General features: G+C 40.6%; 21 protein-coding genes and 1 riboswitch. Of the genes, 4 read left to right on the top strand and 17 right to left on the bottom strand.

What is annotated here, in order from left to right; translation table 11 throughout:
- Positions 1-117: 117 nt before the first annotated feature.
- Genes sufU through sufC form a run of 4 tightly spaced genes read right to left on the bottom strand, consistent with a single transcriptional unit; the run spans position 118 to position 3,882 of the window.
- The gene (sufU, locus tag ACTHOQ_RS06780) at positions 118-558 is read right to left on the bottom strand and encodes a Fe-S cluster assembly sulfur transfer protein SufU (RefSeq protein ID WP_340716086.1); all 441 of its coding nucleotides are present in this window, start codon (positions 556-558) and stop codon (positions 118-120) included.
- On the bottom strand, positions 548-1,777 hold the full coding sequence (locus ACTHOQ_RS06775; protein WP_440495020.1) for a cysteine desulfurase: 1,230 nt from the start codon (positions 1,775-1,777) through the stop codon (positions 548-550). Before ACTHOQ_RS06775 ends, sufU begins: the two co-directional genes overlap by 11 nt.
- Positions 1,777-3,084, bottom strand: coding sequence for a Fe-S cluster assembly protein SufD (gene sufD, locus ACTHOQ_RS06770; RefSeq protein WP_440495019.1), 1,308 nt, complete (start codon positions 3,082-3,084; stop codon positions 1,777-1,779). Before sufD ends, ACTHOQ_RS06775 begins: the two co-directional genes overlap by 1 nt.
- An 18-nt stretch (positions 3,085-3,102) precedes the next feature.
- Positions 3,103-3,882: a Fe-S cluster assembly ATPase SufC gene (gene sufC / locus ACTHOQ_RS06765; protein ID WP_350479496.1), complete on the bottom strand. Its 780-nt coding sequence runs from the start codon at positions 3,880-3,882 to the stop codon at positions 3,103-3,105.
- Between the two features lie 426 nt (positions 3,883-4,308).
- Here sufC and gltC point away from each other — a divergent pair, with 426 nt between their 5' ends.
- On the top strand, positions 4,309-5,211 hold the full coding sequence (gltC, locus tag ACTHOQ_RS06760) for a glutamate biosynthesis transcriptional regulator GltC (RefSeq protein ID WP_440495018.1): 903 nt from the start codon (positions 4,309-4,311) through the stop codon (positions 5,209-5,211).
- 50 nt (positions 5,212-5,261) lie between these two features.
- Here gltC and ACTHOQ_RS06755 read toward each other — a convergent pair whose 3' ends face one another.
- The 10 genes from ACTHOQ_RS06755 to ACTHOQ_RS06710 all read right to left on the bottom strand — a co-directional run bounded on the left by ACTHOQ_RS06755 (position 5,262) and on the right by ACTHOQ_RS06710 (position 15,721).
- Positions 5,262-6,068, bottom strand: coding sequence for a MetQ/NlpA family ABC transporter substrate-binding protein (locus ACTHOQ_RS06755; RefSeq protein WP_440495017.1), 807 nt, complete (start codon positions 6,066-6,068; stop codon positions 5,262-5,264).
- 160 nt (positions 6,069-6,228) lie between these two features.
- The gene (locus tag ACTHOQ_RS06750; protein WP_440495016.1) at positions 6,229-6,897 is read right to left on the bottom strand and encodes a methionine ABC transporter permease; all 669 of its coding nucleotides are present in this window, start codon (positions 6,895-6,897) and stop codon (positions 6,229-6,231) included.
- A complete protein-coding gene (locus tag ACTHOQ_RS06745; protein ID WP_440495015.1) occupies positions 6,890-7,918 on the bottom strand; it encodes a methionine ABC transporter ATP-binding protein in 1,029 nt (342 codons plus the stop codon). Before ACTHOQ_RS06745 ends, ACTHOQ_RS06750 begins: the two co-directional genes overlap by 8 nt.
- A gap of 137 nt (positions 7,919-8,055) precedes the next feature.
- Positions 8,056-8,158, bottom strand: a riboswitch (SAM riboswitch).
- A 60-nt stretch (positions 8,159-8,218) separates the two neighbouring features.
- The gene (locus ACTHOQ_RS06740; protein WP_440495014.1) at positions 8,219-8,521 is read right to left on the bottom strand and encodes a thioredoxin family protein; all 303 of its coding nucleotides are present in this window, start codon (positions 8,519-8,521) and stop codon (positions 8,219-8,221) included.
- A 7-nt stretch (positions 8,522-8,528) separates the two neighbouring features.
- Positions 8,529-8,855 (bottom strand): toprim domain-containing protein, encoded by a 327-nt coding sequence (locus ACTHOQ_RS06735; protein WP_440495012.1) that lies wholly within the window; start codon positions 8,853-8,855, stop codon positions 8,529-8,531.
- A 241-nt stretch (positions 8,856-9,096) separates the two neighbouring features.
- The gene (gcvH, locus tag ACTHOQ_RS06730; RefSeq protein WP_440495011.1) at positions 9,097-9,477 is read right to left on the bottom strand and encodes a glycine cleavage system protein GcvH; all 381 of its coding nucleotides are present in this window, start codon (positions 9,475-9,477) and stop codon (positions 9,097-9,099) included.
- Positions 9,478-9,557: 80 nt separating this feature from the next.
- The gene (locus tag ACTHOQ_RS06725; protein ID WP_440495009.1) at positions 9,558-9,914 is read right to left on the bottom strand and encodes an arsenate reductase family protein; all 357 of its coding nucleotides are present in this window, start codon (positions 9,912-9,914) and stop codon (positions 9,558-9,560) included.
- Positions 9,915-10,242: 328 nt separating this feature from the next.
- Positions 10,243-12,027, bottom strand: coding sequence for an acyl-CoA dehydrogenase FadE (locus ACTHOQ_RS06720; RefSeq protein WP_440495007.1), 1,785 nt, complete (start codon positions 12,025-12,027; stop codon positions 10,243-10,245).
- Positions 12,028-12,076: 49 nt separating this feature from the next.
- Complete coding sequence (locus ACTHOQ_RS06715) at positions 12,077-13,249, bottom strand: acetyl-CoA C-acetyltransferase (protein WP_440495005.1); 1,173 nt, start codon at positions 13,247-13,249, stop codon at positions 12,077-12,079.
- An 87-nt stretch (positions 13,250-13,336) separates the two neighbouring features.
- Positions 13,337-15,721, bottom strand: coding sequence for a 3-hydroxyacyl-CoA dehydrogenase/enoyl-CoA hydratase family protein (locus ACTHOQ_RS06710; RefSeq protein WP_440495004.1), 2,385 nt, complete (start codon positions 15,719-15,721; stop codon positions 13,337-13,339).
- Between the two features lie 242 nt (positions 15,722-15,963).
- On the opposite strand from ACTHOQ_RS06710, the gene ACTHOQ_RS06705 reads away from it, so the two are divergent.
- Positions 15,964-16,281, top strand: a complete 318-nt coding sequence (locus ACTHOQ_RS06705; RefSeq protein ID WP_440495003.1) for a thioredoxin family protein — start codon at positions 15,964-15,966, stop codon at positions 16,279-16,281.
- Positions 16,282-16,414: 133 nt separating this feature from the next.
- On the opposite strand, the gene ACTHOQ_RS06700 is transcribed toward ACTHOQ_RS06705, so the two are convergent.
- On the bottom strand, positions 16,415-17,695 hold the full coding sequence (locus ACTHOQ_RS06700; RefSeq protein WP_440495002.1) for a hypothetical protein: 1,281 nt from the start codon (positions 17,693-17,695) through the stop codon (positions 16,415-16,417).
- A 178-nt stretch (positions 17,696-17,873) separates the two neighbouring features.
- Here ACTHOQ_RS06700 and ACTHOQ_RS06695 point away from each other — a divergent pair, with 178 nt between their 5' ends.
- A complete protein-coding gene (locus ACTHOQ_RS06695; RefSeq protein WP_440495001.1) occupies positions 17,874-19,067 on the top strand; it encodes an MFS transporter in 1,194 nt (397 codons plus the stop codon).
- 249 nt (positions 19,068-19,316) lie between these two features.
- On the opposite strand, the gene ACTHOQ_RS06690 is transcribed toward ACTHOQ_RS06695, so the two are convergent.
- Both ACTHOQ_RS06690 and ACTHOQ_RS06685 read right to left on the bottom strand, forming a co-directional pair.
- Positions 19,317-21,101 carry a hypothetical protein gene (locus ACTHOQ_RS06690; protein ID WP_440494999.1) on the bottom strand — a complete coding sequence of 595 codons (1,785 nt, stop codon included), beginning with the start codon at positions 21,099-21,101 and terminating at the stop codon, positions 19,317-19,319.
- On the bottom strand, positions 21,070-21,594 hold the full coding sequence (locus ACTHOQ_RS06685) for a sigma-70 family RNA polymerase sigma factor (RefSeq protein WP_440494998.1): 525 nt from the start codon (positions 21,592-21,594) through the stop codon (positions 21,070-21,072). The genes ACTHOQ_RS06690 and ACTHOQ_RS06685 overlap by 32 nt, the downstream gene beginning before the upstream one ends.
- A 129-nt stretch (positions 21,595-21,723) precedes the next feature.
- On the opposite strand from ACTHOQ_RS06685, the gene ACTHOQ_RS06680 reads away from it, so the two are divergent.
- Entirely contained in the window at positions 21,724-22,251 is a 528-nt protein-coding gene (locus ACTHOQ_RS06680) for a C39 family peptidase (protein WP_440494997.1), read from the top strand.

The following is a 22,251-nucleotide window of genomic DNA, read 5'->3' as shown; positions in this document are numbered from 1 at the left end:
AAGTGTGCTCGCACACGCAGGAAGGAATCGAAACGTCCGAACAGCTAGCGCTTTGACCTGGATATAAATAGAGAAGTGCTAAAATGTGCATAAAACACACTTTAGCCTTACTACTATTTATTTCTTTTCGTTGTTTACGCCTTTTTCCATCGCTTTCCAAGCTAATGTAGCGCATTTAATACGTGCCGGGAATTTTGCTACGCCTTGAAGTGCTTCGACATCCCCAAGATCATATTTTTCATCGTCAAAATCTTCGCCCAGCATCATTTTCGAAAAAATATCAGCCAGTTCCAAAGCTTCGTCCAATTTTTTGCCTTTAACGATCTGCGTCATCATTGATGCTGAAGACATGGAGATTGAACAGCCTTCCCCATCGAACTTTGCATCTTCCACGACATCATCGTTAAGCTTCAATGTTAAATGGATACGGTCACCGCAAGTAGGGTTATTCATATCGATTGTCACACTGTTTTCTTCAAGAGACCCTTTGTTACGAGGGTTTTTATAGTGGTCCATAATTACGGAACGATATAGTTGATCTAAATTATTAAAAGACATCGCCAAAATACTCCTTCGCTGAGCGCAAACCAGCAACAAGCGCATCAATATCAGCTTCATCGTTGTACATGTAGAAGCTTGCTCGTGCTGTCGCCGTTACTTGAAGCCATTTCATTAAAGGTTGGGCGCAATGATGTCCCGCACGAACAGCAATCCCGCTCATATCCAATACTGTCGCAACATCATGAGGATGCACGTCATCTAGATTGAATGTCACGAGTCCACAGCGTTTCATCGGATCACGTGGTCCGAAAATCGTCAAACCATCAATCGTTTCCAATTGATCCATCGCATAGCCCGCCAGCTTATGCTCGTGTGCCGCGATATTGTCCAAGCCGATTTCCTCCAAAAAGTCGATTGCCGCCCCCAATGCAATTGCACCTGCAATGATTGGTGTGCCGCCTTCAAACTTCCACGGCAACTCTTTCCATGTCGACTCGTAAAGACCTACGAAATCGATCATTTCGCCACCGAATTCAACCGGTTCCATGTTTTCAAGAAGCGCCTTTTTACCATATAGTACACCAATTCCGGTAGGAGCACACATTTTATGCCCTGAGAATGCTGCGAAGTCCACATCCAAATCTTGTACATCAAGCTTCATATGTGGTGCCGCCTGTGCACAGTCTGCTACCATAATTGCACCGTTTTCATGCGCAATTTTAGCGATTTCCTTAATCGGATTAATCGTCCCCAATACATTCGAAACATACATCATTGAAACAATTTTCGTTTTTGGCGTAATTGCTTCGCGTGCCTTTTCAACGGAAATTGTGCCGTCTGCTTCAAGGTCAATGTATTTCAATACTGCGCCTTTTTCTTTTGCAAGCTGTTGCCACGGGATAATGTTGGAATGGTGTTCCATTTGTGTAATGACAATTTCGTCACCTTCCTGCACATTTTGGCGGCCATAGCCTGCTGCAACTGTATTCAATGCTGTTGTTGTGCCGCGCATGAAAATGACTTCCTGCGTCGAAGCGGCATTGATGAACTTGCGGACTTTTTCGCGCGCGCCTTCATAAGAATCTGTTGCACGGTTTCCTAGTGTATGAACACCTCGGTGAACATTGGAGTTATCTAAATTATAGTAATTTGTTATTGCCTCAATTACTTGGATCGGCTTTTGCGATGTTGCCGCACTATCCAAATAAACTAATGGATGTCCATTGACTTCCTGATTTAAAATCGGAAAAAAGCTTTTTATGTCTTTAGGTATCATTATCGAACTTTCCTTTCGATAACCTCCGTCAGCTGCTTTTTAACGCCTTCGATTGGCAATTTAGCAACAACTGGCGCAAGGAATCCGTGAATTACAAGGCGCTCTGCTTCTGCTTTAGAAATACCACGACTCATTAAGTAGTACAGTTGCGTCGGGTCAACACGTCCAACAGATGCCGCGTGTCCTGCTGTTACATCGTCTTCATCGATTAAGAGGATCGGGTTTGCGTCACCACGTGCACCTTCAGCAAGCATTAATACACGAGACTCTTGTTCTGCATTTGCTTTTGTACCACCGTGCATAATATGACCAATTCCGTTAAAGATTGATTGTGCAGTATCTTTCATTACACCGTGTTTTAAAATTTGACCGTCGGAATTTTTACCCCATTGACGGATTAATGTTGTGAAGTTAAGTTTTTGATCTCCGCTACCTACAGTTACCATCTTAAAATCAGAAGTAGAGTTATCGCCAATTAAGTTCGTTGTATTTTCATAAATTGTATCTGAGTTTGTCATTAAACCTAATGCCCAGTCAATTTTCGCATCGCGCTCAGCATGTCCACGGCGATTTACATAAGCAGTATAGCCATGTGCCAAGTTGTCTACTGCACCGAATGTTACTTGTGCATTATCTTTTGCGATTACTTCTGTTACAACGTTTACTTGACCATGTGCTTCATCAAATGTAGAAATGTAAGTTTCAACATAAGTAACAGCCGAAGATTCTTCTGCTACTACTAACACGTGGTTAAATAATGAAGCCTCTGCATCGTCATTTAAAAATACAACTTGAAGTGGTGCTTCAATCACTACATTGCGTGGTACGTATACGAAAATACCGCCGTTGACAAGTGCTGCATGGTAAGCCGTCAATTTATGCTCGTCCACTTTTACAGCCGTTGTCATGAAATATTTTTCCACCAAATCTGCATGTTCACGAATAGCTGTTTGAATATCCGTGAAAATGACACCTTTGTTTATAAGCTCTTCCGAAACTTTGATGAACGCCGGTGTATTGTTGCGTTGGATATACAGGTTTTCTTGTGTTTCAATATCAACTACTGATTTCACCTCTACAGGCAGCTCTTCCAACGAATTAAATGGAGCGCTTTCTACTGTGTGGTTCGGGAAATCAATGAAGTTCCACTTGCTAATGTTCGTTCTGTCTGGTTTTGGTAAGTCAAGCGCAGCAGCTTTTTCCATTGCGCTCACACGGAAATCAGCAAATGTTGCTGGTTCAGCATGTTTTTGCGAGAACGAGCGTACTTCTTCTGCTGATAACGCTAATTTTGTTTCAACCGTCATCTTCGTCGTCCTCCTTAATTATGCTTCTGTTACTTCTTCAGTATCTTCAATGCCTAATTCAGCTTTAATCCACTCATAACCTTCTGCTTCCAAGCGTTGTGCTAATTCAGCACCACCTGATTTTACAACTTTACCTTGCATCATTACGTGAACATAGTCAGGTGTGATGTAGTTTAATAAACGTTGGTAATGAGTGATCATTAAGCAGCCGAAACCTTCGCCGCGCATTTCGTTAATACCTTTTGAAACTACTTTTAATGCATCGATATCTAAACCAGAGTCGATTTCATCTAAAATACCGAATGTTGGTTTGATCATCATCATTTGTAGAATTTCGTTACGCTTTTTCTCACCGCCAGAGAAACCTTCGTTTAAGTAACGTTGAGACATTTCTTCAGGCATTTCCAGGAATTCCATTGTTTTATCTAATTCACGGATGAATTTCATTAATGAGATTTCTTGTCCTTCTTCACGACGAGCGTTAATTGCTGAACGTAAGAAGTCAGCGTTTGTTACGCCAGGAATTTCTGATGGGTATTGCATAGCAAGGAATAAACCTGCTTGTGCACGCTCATCTACTTCCATTTCCAATACATTTTCACCATCAAGGTAGATTTCGCCTGATGTTACTTCATATTTCGGGTGACCCATAATTGCAGAAGCTAATGTCGATTTACCAGTACCGTTAGGACCCATGATCGCATGTACTTCGTTTGTATTGATAGTTAGATTTACACCTTTTAAAATCTCTTTTCCGTCGATTTCAACGTGAAGATCTTTAATTTCTAATGTTGACATTAAATTACCTCCAAATATTCATTTGCATACTTTCTGTACGCCAAATTAAGTTCATTACCAATCTTACCCGAAATGAATGTTGGTTGCAAATAGTTTAGAATGATTTTAATTAAAAAAAATCTATCATTCCTGGAAAACGCTTTACTGCAGTTTATTTCTACTATTTAAATAGTAATAATTTAGCTTTTCATATTTTCAATAGCAATCCTTTAATTGAGAATCAATTTCACTTATTTGGATGAGGGAATCGCCTCTTTCACCTGTAAATATTAAAGGACATAGCCGATAGAAGTTTAGACCAATTGAAGCATTGTTCTTTCCCGGTTTTTCAGGAAGTATTTACATTTCAAAGTTTTCAAAATAATATAAACGATATATTGTTAAGTAAAAAAACAATCTACTTTTTAGATGAATGGGGTGAAGTTTATGGAATTAAGGCAGTTACGCTATTTTGTCGAAGTAGCGGAACGGGAACATATTTCTGAGGCAGCAGTGCATTTGCATGTTGCGCAATCTGCAATTAGCAGGCAAATAGCCAACTTGGAAGAAGAACTTGGTACAGCGCTATTTGAGCGTGTCGGGCGTAATGTCAAACTGACCCCAATCGGAAAGATTTTTTTGGAGCATAGCATTGCCGCACTGAAGGCAATTGATTTTGCCGCAAAGCAAGTGGAAGAATATTTAGACCCCGCAAAAGGAACGATTAAAGTGGGCTTCCCGACTAGTTTGGCTAGCTATGTATTGCCAACGGTCATTTCTGCATTCAAAAAGGAGTATCCGGACGTTTCTTTTCATTTGCGCCAAGGTTCGTACAAATATTTAATCGATGCTGTTAAAAACCGCGAGCTGAACTTAGCATTGCTTGGCCCTTTGCCGCCAAAAGACGAAGCCATTAATACGACCGTGCTGTTCAGTGAAAGCATTCATGCTTTATTGCCCGCGGTTCATCAGTTGGCGAAAAGGGAATCGATTAATTTAGTTGATTTACGCAATGACCATTTCGTCCTTTTTCCGGAAGGCTATATTTTGAATAAGGTGGCAGTCGATGCATGCCGGTCAGTAGGATTTATGCCGAAGATTACGTCCGAGGGGGAAGATATGGATGCATTAAAAGGACTTGTAGCAGCCGGCATCGGGGTGACGCTTTTACCAGAAAGCTCGCTATATGACTCAACACCGCGCATGACAGTCAAAATGCCGATCGCAAGCCCATCGTTAAGGCGCACAGTCGGCATCATCGCATCATCAACAAGGGAACTCGCCCCGTCCGAACAAGTATTTGTAGATTTTGTCTCGAAGTTTTATTCCCGATTAACGAGATTTCAATGATTAAAAAAGGACCGGGCGAAAGTGCAGCACTTTCGCCCGGTTCTATATTTTTATTCGCCAGAAACAGGTACTACAGACCCGCCCCATTCCTCTAAAATGAAATCCTGAATTTCCTTCGAGCGCAATGCTTCAACTAATGCTTTAATTTCCTTTGAATCTTCATCACCTGATTTAACTGCAATAATGTTTACATATGGAGATTCACTTGATTCGATTGCGATTGAATCTTCCAATGGGTTAATGCCATTATCAATTGCGAAGTTCGAGTTGATCAATACTGCATCGCCTTCTTCATTTTCATACATTTGCACTAAAAGTTCCGCTGCCGTGTTTGCATCGAATACGAAGTTTTTCGGATTTTCTACAATATCTTTCGTTTCCGCTGTTGTTTTATCGATACCGTCAGCTAATTTGATTAATCCTTGTGCTTCCAATAATGAAAGCATACGTCCATGGTCAGCTACAGAGTTTGAAAGTAAAATAGTCGCACCTTCAGGAAGCTCGTCCAAAGAATTATATTTTTTAGAGTAGACACCGATTGGCTCGATATGAATACCGCCCGCATTTGCAAAGTCATAGCCAAAGTCTGCTTTTTGCGCTTCAAAATACGGGATGTGCTGGAAGTAGTTTGCATCTAAATCGCCATTGTCCAAATCCTGATTCGGCAACACGTAATCTGTGTATGGTTCGATTTCCAGCTCAATGCCTTGCTCCTCCAGGATCGGTTTCACTTTTTTCAGAATAACAGCGTGTGGCGTGTTCGAAGCGCCTACCGTCAATTTGTCATCCTCGCCGCCGCATGCCGCCAAAGCTAATACTGAAGCTCCTAAAATAACGCTAGATAATAATTTTCTCATTTCTTTTACCCCTATTCCTTAGTTGTTTTCCGCCATCATAAACTGAACAATTTTTATATTCTGTAAATTTTATATAAAAACGCCCGCCCTTTCAAGCTTGCGTTTATCCATTGCTTCAGTAAAATTCTGACTTGTATAATTACGGCCTTTAAGCCATTAACTATCGTTTATCTACTTTCGATGTAATGAAATCACCGATGTATTGAATGATGAATACGACTACTAAAATCAATATTGTCGCCATAAGCGTAACGTCTGTCCGGTTACGCTGGAAACCATCCAGGAAAGCCAGGTTCCCTAGACCGCCCGCACCGATAATGCCGGCCATCGCTGTATAGCCAACTAAAGCTACCGCAGTTACCGTTATACCAGAAACCAATGCAGGCAAGCTTTCCGGGATTAAAACCTTCCAGATGATTGTCGATGTTTTCGCTCCCATTGAACGCGCCGCCTCGATTACACCTTTATCAATCTCACGAAGCGCGATCAATACCATGCGCGCATAAAATGGAGCTGCCCCGATTATGAGCGCCGGCAATGCAGCATTTGCGCCACGGATTGTCCCAAGCAAAAACTTCGTAAATGGAATCAATAAAATAATTAATACAATGAATGGAATCGAGCGGAAAATATTCACGAGCGAGCCTGTCAGGAAATGGACGATTTTATTTGCCCAAAGCTGGTTATCGCTTGTTAAAAACAATACGATCCCGATAATGATTCCGAGTATGAATGTTATAATTGTCGCAACAGCTGTCATATAAAATGTTTCGTATGTCGCGTCAAGCATGTTGCCCCAATCGACATTAGGAAATAATTGATTAAACACGCTCAATCACCTCCGTTTGAATTTCTTGCTTAGCTAAAAAGTTCAGTGCATCCGCGACTTCTGCTTGTGCGCCTTCAATATGGATGAAGAGCGTCCCAAACGAGCCGCCTGTTGTATTTGATATTTTTCCGTGGACAATATTCACAACAATGTTATACTGCTTGATCATTTGGGAGATGACAGGCTGTTCCGTCTTGGCACCCGCAAATGTCAGTTTGGCAATTTTGCCCGCCGGATAGTTCGCTAAAATTTGTTCAAGTGATGCTTGCATTTCCTGTGTTTCGCCTGATGCTTGTGATACAAAGTTTTTTGTAATCGGTGCTTGCGGGTTTTGGAACACTTGCAATACATCGCCCTGCTCCACTACTTTCCCTGCTTCCATCACAGCCACTCTGTTGCAGATTTTGCGGATGACATGCATTTCGTGTGTAATGAGTACAATTGTTAATCCGATTTTTTTATTTATATTAAGAAGCAGCTCCAAAATCGCATCCGTCGTTTCAGGGTCAAGTGCTGATGTTGCTTCATCACATAGCAGCACTTCAGGATTGTTTGCAAGTGCACGGGCAATCCCGACACGCTGCTTTTGGCCACCTGACAATTGGGAAGGATAAGCTTTACCACGGCCTTTTAAACCAACCAGTTCGATAAGCTCTTCCACACGCTTTGCCCGTACATTTTTTGGCACGCCGGCAATTTCAAGTGGAAAAGCAATGTTTTCCTCCACCGTACGCGACCAAAGTAAATTGAAGTGCTGGAAAATCATGCTTATTTTTTGGCGCGCTTCCCGCAGTTTCGCCCCGGAAGCTTTTGAAATGTCTTGCCCGTTTACGGTAACTGCCCCGGTCGTCGGTTTTTCCAATCCGTTCAATAAGCGGATCATTGTGCTTTTGCCGGCTCCGCTATAGCCGATAATGCCATATATTTCGCCTTTATCGATCGATAAGCTTACATTGTCCACCGCAGTGAGATCGCCGCTTTTCGTCTTGTATACTTTCGTTATTTTTTGTATATCAATCATCGGTTGTACTCCTTTTACTTAAAATAACCTACCCGCAAACTTCAACAGGTTTTGCTTTCTTATATTTCAAAACAGCAAAAAACCTTTCTACCACGATAAGCAGAAAGGTTTCACATAAATTTATACGGTAAACCGTTCTCTCATCTTTCAAAGTTTAAACTTTGTGTGAATTGGCACCTTTGCATAATTGCTGGTTGCCGGGCTTCATAGGGCACTTCCCTCCACCTCTCTTTATAAGAGCAACGTTATTAAGTTTTTTATTATGAATGTTACTTTAACATGCTAAATAGAAGACGTCAATCACTTTTTTAATATTTCATACAAAAATGGTACGGATTTAAATGCGTAAACCTTATTTATCACTTTTCCGTCGTCTGAAACGATTAAACAAGGTACACTTTCTATTTTCAAATCGTGGGCCAAGTCCTCTAAATAATTGATATTTGCCATTCCAAGAGGGAGGTCTGGTAATATTTTCTCAATCACTGTCAGCATTTTTTCCGCTACTTCGCAAGTGCCGCACATCGGTGTATATACAAAAAATGCGGTTTGGCCATATTGCTGCATATTTTGTTCCCATTGTTGTCTTGTCCATTGTTCCATCGTGCTGTCATCCTTCTTTAACTAAAAATTTCGATTGTATTAATAAATTCCGTAAAATTGCAGCCGGTGTTTTTTCCACTTCTACATATTTATGAGGTATGATAAGCTGTTTTGCTTCAGGGTATGCCCGCTTCATTATTTTTCTTAGCTTTTCACCATTTTTGTCTGCATCAAACATCGTCACTATTTCATGTTGCTCATAGTCTTCCAATAAATCAATTAGATCGACCTCGCTGATTGTTCCATTCGTGCAAATAATGTCCACTTCTTCAGCCAATATCGGAACTAACCTCATTTTATCGGCACGACCTTCCACAACAATGCATTTTCCCATACATACATGCTCCCTTCAACAATCACGATTATATATAGCATCAATTATTAAACACATTCTATGCCAAAATAGCGCGCATTGATGTCGCATCTTGCAGGATACTTTATTATTCATAAGAAAAACTTATTTTGCGCAAAGAGATGTCTATCCTTATGTGGATTCCCTTGAAAAACTTATACTCTCCCATTACCAAAAAAAGGCGGTGTTAAAAGTTTGCTTCTTTTAACCCTGCCTTTTCTTATTATTGTTCGATTAATGCAGCGTATGCGTCCGCATCCATTAATTCTTCAACTTCCGCTTCTTCCGTTAATTCAACAGTGATCATCCAAGCTGTGCCATATGGTGATTCATTCACGAATTCCGGATTGTCCAATAACTCTTCGTTAATTGCGACAACTTTGCCTGATAGCGGCGCATAAAGTTCAGAAACTGTTTTAACAGATTCCACACTACCGAATGGCTGATCTTTTGAAATTTCGTCGCCAACTTCCGGTAGCTCCACGAAAACGATATCCCCTAATTCAGATTGTGCGAAGTCTGTAATACCGATTGTCGCTTTGCCGTCTTCAATTTTTACCCACTCGTGCTCTTTTGAATAACGCAATTCTTTTGGTGTGCTCATCTGAAAACCTCCAAGTAATATGTAGTACATTCAAGTTCATTTTGCCATATTCCGTTCGGAAACACAATGCGATTCACTGTTTATTTCCAAGTTTCTAAGAAGTCAGACTCCTTAAATCCTAATGTTAATTTTTTGCCATCTGTTACGAGCGGACGCTTAATTAACATGCCATCCGATGCTAGGAGCTCCAATTGCTCATCCTCGGACATTGTCTCCAATTTATCTTTTAATCCTAATTCGCGGTATTTCATGCCGGATGTGTTAAAAAACTTCTTTAAAGGCATTCCGCTTGCTTCATAATAGGCTTTTAATTGTTCTTTGGATGGTGTTTGCTCAACGATATGAATATTTTCATACTGCACATCATTTTCTTCTAGCCATTTTTGCGCTTTTTTGCAAGTTGTGCATTTTGGATATTGGATGAATTTTACTGTCATAAAAGTGCTCCTCTTTACCATGGATTTTTCTTTTATTGTAACGGATATAATACGACAAATCAAAAATGCGTTTGTATTATTGGAGTTTTATCGGACTTGGTTTTTATTAGAAGATGTATGAGTATATTAGAACTTGATGGACGTATTTTAGAAGAATGTACTTACTTACTAGAAAACCCCAGGGGCATATTAGAAAAAAGACAGCTTATATTAGAACTTCCGAGATATATTAGATCATTTGAAATTATATTAGAACATTTTACGTTTTATTAGAAAATCCAATAGAAAAAACCGGGTGCCACGTCCTGCACCCGATTTCATTCGATTATTAAACTACATATTTCTCAGCATCAATTAGTTTCGCTGCTGCTTCACGTTTTTTCGGAATCAGGTTGTAAGGGTTGTTGCGCGTTAATTTACGTAAGGCCGATAAAATCATACGTGCATCATCGCCTTCAACTGAAGCGATTAATGTTTCTTTTGCTTCTTTTTCGATTTCCGCGAATGCTTCCTGGCAGAAAATTTGTGTGTAAAGAATTTTTTGTGCTGCTTTTTCTTCTCCGTCACGCTCGATTGCTTTTTGTGTACGGATTACTGCAGATTCCATTGCGTATAATTGGTTCGCAATGTTCGCGATGTTCACTAACAGCTCTTGCTCCGCATCCAGTTTTGCGCCGTAGCGTTGTGCTGCTGCACCTGCTGCAAGGACTGCAATCTTCTTCGCGTTTTTCACTAAATATTTCTCTTGCTCTAAAGCACCGCTGCCGATTTCTTCAGGCATAAGCATTAATAGTTCGTTTTGCAGCTCTTGTGCTACTTGTAATAGCGGTAATTCACCTTTTAATGCTTTTTTCATGAATGTGCCCGGTACGATCATACGGTTAATCTCGTTTGTACCTTCGAAAATACGGTTAATACGAGAATCGCGGTAAATGCGTTCCACTTCGTACTCCGCCATGAAGCCGTAGCCGCCGTGTAACTGAACTGCTTCATCCGCTACGAAATCCAGTGTTTCAGAACCGAATACTTTTGCGATCGAGCATTCAATTGCATACTCAGCGATTGCTGCCGCGATTGATTTGCCGTCTTTTTGCTCTTCGTCCGATAACTGGCTTAAACGATCTTCGAAGTAACCAACTGTACGATAGTTTAAAGATTCAGATGCATAAATGTGAGAAGCCATTGATGCGATCTTTTCTTTTGTAAGGTTGAAATCCGATAATTTCGTTTTGAATTGCTGACGTTGGTTCGTATAGGCAACTGCCAATTCAAATGCACGTTTTGATGCACCTACAGTACCTACTCCTAATTTATAACGTCCGATATTTAAAATGTTGAATGCAATAATATGACCGCGGCCTACTTCACCTAACAGGTTTTCTACAGGCACTTCTGCATCTTCTAAAATCAATGTACGAGTTGAAGATGATTTAATACCCATTTTCTTCTCTTCCGGACCTACAGAAACACCCGGGAATGAACGCTCAACGATGAATGCAGTAAATTTATCGCCATCGATTTTTGCGTATACAACGAATACATCAGCAAAGCCTGCATTTGTAATCCATTGTTTTTCGCCGTTTAATACGTAGTGTGTGCCTGCTTCATTTAACTTAGCTGTCGTTTTAGCACCTAATGCATCCGAACCTGAACCTGGCTCTGTTAATGCATATGCTGCGATTAATGCACCTGAAGCCAGCTTCGGTAAGTACTTCGTTTTTTGCTCATGGTTACCGAATAGCACGATTGGCAATGAGCCGATTCCTACATGTGCACCATGCGTGATTGAAAAGCCGCCAGCCGGTGACATTTTTTCAGCGATCAATGCCGAAGAAATTTTATCTAAGCCCAAGCCTTCGTATTCTTCCGGTACATCAGCCGCCAGCAAGCCTAATTCACCAGCCGTTTTCAATAGACGTACAGAATGATCAAACTCATGATGCTCCAAGTTTTCAACTACCGGCAATACTTCATTTGTTACATATTCCTGAGTCGTTTGAGCAATCATTTTTTGCTCATCCGTGAAATCCTCCGGTGTAATTACACGATCGATTTCCACGTCCTCGATTAAAAAGCCGCCACCTTTAATAATGCTGTTTGTTGTTTGTGCCATTATAAATTCCTCCCTAGTTTCCTTTGTGATTTATTATTTCCCCAGACAATTAAAGTACTTCAAATACGCCTGCCGCACCCATACCGCCGCCGATGCACATCGTAACGACACCGTATTTGCCTCCGCGGCGTTTCAGCTCGTTAATTAATTTCACTGTTAAAATCGCACCTGTTGCACCAAGCGGATGACCTAAAGCGATAGCACCGCCATTGACATTCACTTTATCGATGTCGATACCCAATTCACGCACAACTTGAATCGATTGTGATGCGAATGCTTCGTTAATTTCCCATAAATCCACTTGATCTTGTGTAATTCCGGCGATTTCCAACGCTTTTGGCACAGCTACAATCGGGCCAATCCCCATTACTTCTGGTGGGACGCCTCCTACTGCAAAGCCTAAAAACTTCGCAAGCGGCTTCATTCCTTGCTTTTCAGCTTCTTCACGGTCCATTACAAGAACTGCCGCTGCTCCGTCCGAAGTTTGGGAAGCGTTCCCCGCAGTTACAGAGCCCTTCACATTAAATGCTGGGCGCAATTTTGCAAGACCTTCCATAGATGTGCCTGGACGTACCCCTTCATCCGTATCAAACACTTTTTTCTTTTCTTTTAACTGGTTGTTTTCATCGACATAATATTCCGTTACTTCAACCGGAACGATTTCATCTTTGAATTTGCCTTCTTTAATCGCTTTTTCAGCTAATTCATGTGAGCGTACAGCGAAGGCATCCTGATCTTCACGGCTCACATTGTAGCGATTCGCCACTGCTTCAGCTGTATGGCCCATGCCGATATAATATTGAGGCGCTTCTTCTGCCAATTTAGGGTTTAAGCGCACTGTATTGCCTGTCATCGGAATCATGCTCATCGATTCCGTGCCTCCTGCAATAATCGCTTTTGAATGGCCAAGCATAATACGCTCTGCTGCATAGGCAATTGTTTGCAAGCCCGATGAACAGAAACGATTTACTGTTAATGCTGGTGTTTCATCTGGAAGCCCTGCCAATGCGCCAACTAAGCGGGCAACGTTCATCCCTTGCTCAGCTTCCGGCATCGCACATCCCATAATTAAATCATCAATCGGACCTTCATAGCCCGCACGTTTTAACGTCTCTTTGACTACTACTGCACCAAAGTCATCTGGACGAGTGTTCGCAAGTGTTCCTTTTTTCGCACGTCCGATTGGTGTTCGTGCTCCTGCAACGATTACGGCTTCACGCATAGTAATGTTTCCCCCTTGTGATGGCCAGCAAGCAAACTCGGAATCTACTTGCCGGCGAAATATTTGAATTGAGAACAGTTCAAGTTATTAATTGCGTAATGGTTTGCCTTTTACGAGCATATGCTGCATACGCATTTGTGATTTCTGATCTGCGACTAGTTCCAGGAATGCCTGTTTTTCCAGATTCAATAAATACTCTTCTGATACTTCAGTTCCATATGGCACTTTACCGCCTGCAATGACATATGCAAGTTTTTTCGCGATTTTCAAGTCATGCTCTGTAATGTATCCAGAATCAAACATGCCTTGTGCGCCTAATAATAATGTTGCATAGCCCGGTGCGCCAACTACTTTCACAGAGCCTTTTACTGGCGGTGTATATCCTGCTTCCGCGAGTGCAAGTGCCGTTTGCTTCGCATCATAAATCAAGTGATCCGGGTTTACGGAAATTCCATCCGCGAAGTTCAGGAAGTTGTTTTCGCGCGCTTCTTCACCCGAAGTAGAAACTTTCGCCATTGCAATCGTTTCGAAAACTTTATTTGCGATTTGCTGGTAATCTACTTCCACGCCATGCGGCAAGCCTTTAATGAATTTTTCATAAAGTGCTAGGTTACCACCACCGCCTGGGATTAAACCAACCCCTACTTCAACAAGACCCATATATGTTTCTGCCGAGGCTTGGATATGCGCTGCCGGCAAGCATACTTCCGCCCCGCCTCCCAGTGCCATTTGGAACGGTGCCGCAACAACTGGCTTTGTGGAGTATTTAATACGGCGCATCGCTTGCTGGAATGATTTAATAACGAAATCAAGCTCGAAAATATTATCGTCTTGCGCTTCCATTAAAATCATAGCAAGGTTGGCGCCTACACAGAAGTTTTTGCCTTGGTTTCCGATAACGAGACCTTTAAAGTTTTTTTCGACTTCATCAATCGCATAGTTAATCATTTGTATAATATCCAAACCAATTGCATTTGATTTCGAGTGGAATTCAAGCAAGGCAATTCCATCCCCCAAATCGATTAAACTCGCTCCTGAATTTGCCTTAATAACGCCATGCTTTTTCTTGTAGCGCTTTAAATCAATCGCTTTGTCATTTACAGGCACTTTTACATATTCAGCCCCATTGTAATAGGCCAGATCGCCGTCGATTTCTTTGTAGAATGTTGTGAAGCCTTTATCTAGCAAACCTGATACGAATGCCGGAATTTCACGGCCTTCCGCTTTCATTTTTCCGACTGATTTTTCAACCCCGATTGAATCCCACATTTCAAATGGACCTTGTGCCCATCCGAATCCCCATTTCATCGCATTGTCGATTGCCAAAATATCATCCGCAATTTCGCCGGTAAGCTGGGCAGAGTAAATTAATGTAGGAGCAAATGAGTTCCATAAAATTTCGCCTGCCCGGTCATTTGCATAAATTAATACTTTTAGTTTGCCGCCTGGGCCTTTTGCTTGTTTTGCCATTTCCAGTGATGGTGCTGCTAGCTTTGTAGATGGCTCATATTCAAATGTCGATAAGTTTAATTGAAGGATTTCTTTTCCTTCTTTTTTGAAGAAGCCTTGGCCTGATTTAGCGCCTAACCAACCATTAGTAATCATTTTGTTTAAAATTGGCGATTCTTCAAATACAGCTTGCTCCGCGCCAGACGTTTTATCGTATACGTTTTTCGCCACATGCGCGAACGTATCGAGACCGACAACATCCAATGTACGGAATGTCGCGGATTTCGGACGCCCGATTAGTGGGCCTGTCACAGAGTCGACTTCACCTACAGAATAGTTGCGTGCCACCATTTCCTGCATCGTTACGAGTAAACCATAAGTTCCGATGCGGTTGGCGATGAAGTTTGGTGTGTCTTTAGCAACGACCACCCCTTTACCGAGCACATCCTCACCGAACGATTGCATAAAGCTAACAACTTCCGGCTTCGTAGTGTTTGCCGGGATGACTTCCAGTAATTTTAAATATCGCGGCGGATTAAAGAAATGCGTGCCAAGGAAGTGTTCTTGGAAATCTTCAGAGCGTCCTTCCGCCATTGCGTTGATGCTTACCCCTGATGTATTTGAAGAAACGATTGTCCCCGGCTTGCGAACAGCATCAATCTTTTCAAATAAACCTTTTTTAATATCCAATTTTTCTACAATAACTTCGATAATCCAGTCAACATCTTTCAGTTTTTCCAAATCATCGTCAAAGTTGCCCGGTGTAATTAATGCTAGATTTTTTTTCGCCGAAAGTGGTGCCGGCTTTTGTTTTAATAATTTTTGCATTGCCGTATTGGCAAAGCGATTTTTTACAAATTTTGAATCAAGCGTCAAACCTTTTGCCTCTTCATCTTTTGTAAGCTCGCTTGGTGCAATGTCTAATAATAACGTAGGAATCCCGATATTTGCTAAATGTGCTGCAATCCCTGATCCCATTACCCCTGAACCTAAAACCGCTACTTTTTGAATTTTGTAAGTCACGAGCACTTCCCCCTTCTCCCTTGAATGAACAGTCATTCATTTTAAGTTTAAAAAAAAACTTCAAACAGCTTTTCTGTTCTTAGTGTAGATTATTTTGACAATTTACGCAATAATTTTCTCATAAATTTGAATAAAATTATTATTCTTATATTTTTAAAGTATGCTAAACCTTTTCCTAAGCTTAATTACTTTTCGTAATCTGCCTATTTCGTGTACAATGGGCAATAAGGAGCGTGAATAAAATGCAAGAAATTACAACAATTGAACAATTTACAGAACTGACAACTACGAATAAGCCGGTAATCATTAAATTCTTTGCTGGCTGGTGTCCTGACTGCACACGTATGGATATGTTTATCGATCCGATCATCGAGGCGTACAACCAATATGACTGGTATTCTATTAACCGCGATAACTTCCCGGATTTAGCCGAGAAATATCAAGTGATGGGTATCCCCTCATTATTAATCTTTAAAAATGGAGAGAAATTAGCACACTTGCATAGTGCCAATGCTAAATCGCCTGCACAAGTTGAAGAATTTTTAAACGCGCAAGCCTAATATGGAAAGTATATCTGGAAATTGATTTTTGGATTTCCCTCTTAACACAGAGGCGAGGCTTTTCAGCAAATATCAAATATAGGGGGCTTGTATTAAAAGTTAAAAAGACAGTTAATACAAGCCCCCTTTTCAATTAGTTCGTCTCAATCGTTAAAATAGCTGTCGGTTCAAAATCAAGTTTTATAACTTCATGTGTGTGATTGCCATGCACTTCGTATATTTTTTGGAAACTCGGCATTGAAACAAAAAGACTATTATTCGCTTTGAATAATATTGGCGCTTCTTCATCAAGATTGAATGGATTAAATGCGGAAATTGTCAGCCTAATTGAAGCAGTTGTCATATCAACCGCATAAATATTGCCATCTTCCGCTAATATATACGCTATATCATCATGCGTTACGAGTGTTGCAGATTTATATGCGCTCGGTAATTGAACTAGTTTTAGTTCGGCAGTTTTACCGTTAATAATGCCTACTTGATTTTGCGCTTCGTTTTCAACTGAATAATTTGTAAAGAAATAATCGCTGCCATTAGCATGCTTTACCGTTGAAACACGGGCTTTTGAATTTGGCATTATGATATCAGTCGATTCATTATTCGCAACATTATATAATACTACTTTTCCGACACAACCAAATGCCAATTTTTCATTTGCGCCCTTTCCGCTATATGCCGTTCCATGTAATCCTTCGCAGCTATTTGTAATGATTCTTTTATCTTGTCCTGCCTGATCGACTACTTTTACGCCATTTGGTAATGCGTTCCCTGCTTTTTCGATAAACGTTACGGCTAGTTCCCCTGTTGATAAAGGTACTGCTGCTCCATGATGAGGCAGTCCTTCATAATAAAAATCCAATTCGAGTTGATCCACTGAAAGGTCCTCATTTAAAAACACATCGACTTTTCCACTGCCATCATTGAATATTGCAGTACGCCCTGCATGGCTAATCATATGTGCCGGCTTATTTGCCTCAATTTCTGTGTTGGCTATAACTGGATCTTTTGAGTACGTATGTAAATGGTCACCATGATCCTCTGCGTAAATTCCGGAATCAATTAATGTATAGGAATCATTATTTACTGCATCTCGCGCAAATACATATCGCCCTTCACTTGCCATAGTAAAAGCGCTTTGTCCAATATTAAATTGCTTTAGTTGCTCAAAATTCCCATCTAATATGAACACTTTATCCGTTGAGCTGACTAAATATCTCGTTTCACTTTCCTCATGATGACTTGGTTCATCTGTATGCTGTTGCTCTTGCTGTTGCTCTTGCTCATGAAGTTCTCCATGCGCCTGTACTGACTTCTCCTTTTGCTCGACTTGCTTCACTTCTTCCGTATTACATGCTGCTAAACTTAAAATTATTGCTGCCGAAATTGAAAGTACTTTCAAATTTGATATTTTCATATGCTCACTCCTAAATAGTAATTATTACGTTTTATAATGTAACTTACACAAAAACATTTTGTCAATACAAATAGTAATTATTACGATTTATTTTTTTCCTATTACTCTAGTTTGTATAAATAAACAATACATATTACAATGGATTACATGTAAATTTTTCAGCAGGAAGGAAACGGATATGACTTCAGATCAACGAAAAAAATTGGCATTACTAATGCTCAATATGTTTATTGCTGTAGGGAGCTTCGGGATTATTATTCCGATTATACCCGCCTATTTAAAAGAGCTCGGGCAAGGCGGGACGGCAGCAGGTTTAATTATTGCGATTTTTGCATTCGCACAATTTTTAGTCTCTCCAATCGGAGGGAAATGGACGGATAAATATGGTCGCCGTCCGCTTATTAATATTGGGCTGCTTACATTGGCGATTTCGATGTTTATTTTTTACTTCGCTAATTCGATTTGGCTGCTTTATTTATCGCGTGCAATCGGCGGGATAGGCTGTGCATTTTTAATTCCGGCCATTTATGCATATGTTGCGGATATTACGACAATGGATCAACGGGCAAAAGGAAATAGCTTCATTTCTGCCGCTATGTCGTTAGGTATTGTTATCGGACCTGGCATCGGCGGCTTTTTGGCAGATTACGGATTGAAAACACCGCTTCTTGTCTCGGCGATTGTCGGTTTACTTGCATTTATCGTTTCGTATTTCACACTAAAAGAAAGCCTTACAGAGAAAATTGAAATACCGCAAAGTGAAAATCAGTCTATGATAAAAGATATTGTTTTATCCGTGAAAAAACCATTTTTCATCCCGTTGATTATTACGCTTATTATGAGCTTCGGTTTAATGGCATACGAGACCGTTCTTGGGCTTTATGTCGACGATAAATTTGGCGCAACACCGCAGGAAATCGCCTTTATGGTGACGGCAACTGGTTTAGTCGGTGTCATTATGCAATTATTTGTTGTCGATTGGATCGTAAAAACAATTGGGGAATTGAATGTTTTAAAATTATTTTTAATCGTTACAGCTTCAGGTTTCCTGCTCTCGATCATCGCGGGGAGCTATGCGATGTTCTTTGCGATTTCCTTATTGATTTTCCTTGCAACTTCAATTTTACGTCCGGTATTAACGACATTGATTTCTAAAATGGCAGGCAATGAACAAGGCTTTGCAATGGGCATGAACAATGCGTATATGAGCATCGGCAATATTTTAGGGCCTCTTCTGGCAGGCGCGCTTTATGATATAGATATTTTGTATCCATTTATCGCAGGTCTTATTATTTTATTGTTGACGATTATTTTTACATTTATGTGGAAAGGCGCTAAGCATCAAAAGACCGCATTACAGGAAGGTAACTAACTGTAACCCTTATCGGATATGGTGCTTGGTGTTCCTTAATGGCTGCCAGCTGGCGAATGGGATACGCCGCCCCGGTCACGAAGCGATCAACACCGCTCCAAAGGATTCTAGCTGGATTCCATGTGCGAGTGCTGTGTATTCAGGCGGAAAGCTTTAGTGATGCAAAATATGTAATTGCTTTTATTCGTTTAAGCAGCTAATTTTTCACAGACGAAAACTGCCCCAAATGTTTGAGGCAGTTTTCTTTTTTTATTTGGAATTGTCTATTTCCTCAATTTTATCGGCTAATTTCCGCAAACGGTCCGCCAATGCTGCGGGGATTTTGAATAGTGTAATTGTATTACTGACCACATCATTTTTCATCACGAAGCTTTCTTGGTCTCTTTCTTTTAACCATAGCTCCAGCCTTTCCCTCTTTCCATTTTTATATTCGATATCGATCATAAAATCCGATGTCCCTAAACTAATGTACTCATCATTCACTGTTGCTTGGCTGAATAATTCATTTATCTTGTCTAAATCTTCCTCTAATATATATGCATATGTCCCAATACCGCCAATTTTATAAATTCCCATTGATTGGATCTCATCGTCCAGTAAAACATCACTGATTTGAGGCATATCTTCAAAAGCGAACGGTATTATGTATTCAATACCTTTTTCATCTACAAGGATACGCGGGGCGATTCGGGTTAATGTCCAGCTAAAGCCGTCATCTCCTGTTATGAAATATTGATTATCCTTTGTTTTGATTTGAATATTCGTATATTGCTCTTCAACTAACTCACCTGCGAGCGATCTGCCTCCGTAATAAATTTTATCTTTATTAAAAGTATAAATCAGTTGATCATTATATCGATGCGCTAATGACATGTCGGTGAAATGCTCTGGTTTTGCCTCAAGCATACCGATTTTACTATAATCCATTAACACACCATGTGCCGTAAATTGATAATAAGTCGAAATTTGTTTCAAATCTTCCGTATACTCTACAAGCAGGTGTTTACCTATACTTTCTGCATGATAAAAATCAGATGGATTTATCAGGTTTGCATGTTCAAAAATATTTGCATATATAAGCTGACCTTGCTTAGTTGTAATCACTTTCGGCTCACTGCCACTTGAAAATAATACAGGTTCGTCATGAAAATCAGAAGCAAACGTCATTACATGCGGGCTTTCAAGTTCCCCTGTCACGATTTGATAGTTCCTTTTATCATTCCGGTAAATATATGTCGTTTCAATCGTTTCACTATCGACAAAGAAAAATTGCTGATTATTGCCGGTAATAAATTGTGTCGGTCCATCACTTGCAATATTCAAGTCAAAACGTTCCCCGCCGGGCGTTTCAAACACTCGCCAAATTCCCTCATCCGTTGGGATTTGATACAGTGTATGGCCATTTACTGTTTGAACGGTTGCTTCCTCTAGATCTAGCTCTATGTTTTCCAATACTGGAGCGTATGGTGCTACTTTATATTCTAATGTAAATTCCTTTGGCAGCTCAGCCTCTACCTCATAGAATCCCATAGGTTGTGTCATATCGAGCTCAATTTTTACAGTCTCTTTGTTAATGATGAGCTCCTCTAAGAAGTTGGAGTCATTTGTCTGCAACCTTATAAATAATGTGATTGCTTCTTCTGTCTCTATTGTTTTTATCACTTCGATTGGCTTTTTGAAATCAAATATGGAATAGCGTATGAATGCCTGCTCACTATTGACTAAAGATACTTTCGCTAAAGCTTTTTTGTCATGCTGGTTGATTGCACCATAAAAATCAGCAATTAGCTGTTCATGATTCGCGGCTAAATACTCCGATTCGATTTCAACAGCTTGTTCACTTTGCTCCGGTATGAAATACAGTATTCCACCAATCGTAAACATTAGCAGCACGACAATGACCGGCTGCAAAAAAGGAATCGGCTTTTTCCTGCGTTTTTTTCCGTGTAAAATTTTTTGCACATAAGCCTCATTCATCATCGCATCTTCCCCTATCGTTTCATCAATAGCTTTCTTTACTTGAGAATTCGTCATCCCACGCACCTCCCTCTAACGTCGATTTCAGCTTTTCACGACCCCGTCTTAGCCTCGTTTTCACCGTATTGTCCGAGCAAGACAGCAGTTCGGCAATTTCAGCAATTTTCAGCTCTTTGTAATAATATAAAATGATGGCTTCCCGGTATTTCACAGGTAAATCGAGAACAGCTTTTCCTAGAGCACGATTTTCCGATATAGTAAGTACTTGCTGCTCCGTTGACTTGCCGCCTTGGAAAATTTGCTGTATTTTATTCGTTAATACCGTATTTTTATAGCTCCAGCTGCGTAAATAATCATAGCTGCGGTTGATTGTCATACGATATAAATACGTGCGGTAACTCGCTTCGCCGCGATATTGCCCACGCTGTTCAAACGCCTTCAACAGCACGTCCTGCACGACATCCTCTGCCGCTTCTTTATTTTTCACATATGTATAGGAAAGCCGCAGCAATTCTTCACCATGTGTCCGAATAAATTGCTCAAGCTGCATTTTCGAACCTCCTTTTCAATTCGTTAACCGTTAGACGGAGCTGTTTTAATTTTAGTTTCAAACAGGAAAGGATTATTTTTGCTTCAATTGGGTATATGATAACTTTATAACACACTGGAGGTAATGAGTATGCGAGTATTATTAAATGTAAATGGCAGGTCACAGTATGGTTCGGACATCCGGCCTGAATATCAAAACTCAGCATGCGGCCCGACGACTGCACATGTAATTTTGAATTATTTATGCGAGGATGAAACGATACGCACAAAGGATGTAAATGATCTGTATAAATTTTTGGGCGGCACGAAAATCGGGCTGTTCAAATGGAGAATGATAAAAAACTTGCGCCGATTGCTTGGGGAAAACTGGTGTATCGAGGAATGCACACTAACACAGGCAATCGAGCAACTGCGGGCGGGAAATCCGGTTGCGATGAAGTTTGATGTGTATTTCACCGGGCAGTTCCTAAAAAATTATACACCTCTTTATAAGTATCATTGGGTACCGTTGATCGGGTACGAGATTAAAAACAATGAACTTTATTTAACTATACATGATAATGGCGGCCGTAACCGTGACAGTCAAGTACGAACATTTAAATACGATGACAACCGCAAAATTTTGAGCTTTGTGAAAATCGAGAAGGAGCAGCATTAG

The sequence above is a fragment of the Solibacillus silvestris genome, from assembly GCF_051967575.1.
GTDB classification, from domain to species: Bacteria; Bacillota; Bacilli; order Bacillales_A; family Planococcaceae; genus Solibacillus; species Solibacillus silvestris_B.
This window is presented reverse-complemented; position numbering and strand designations above follow the sequence as displayed.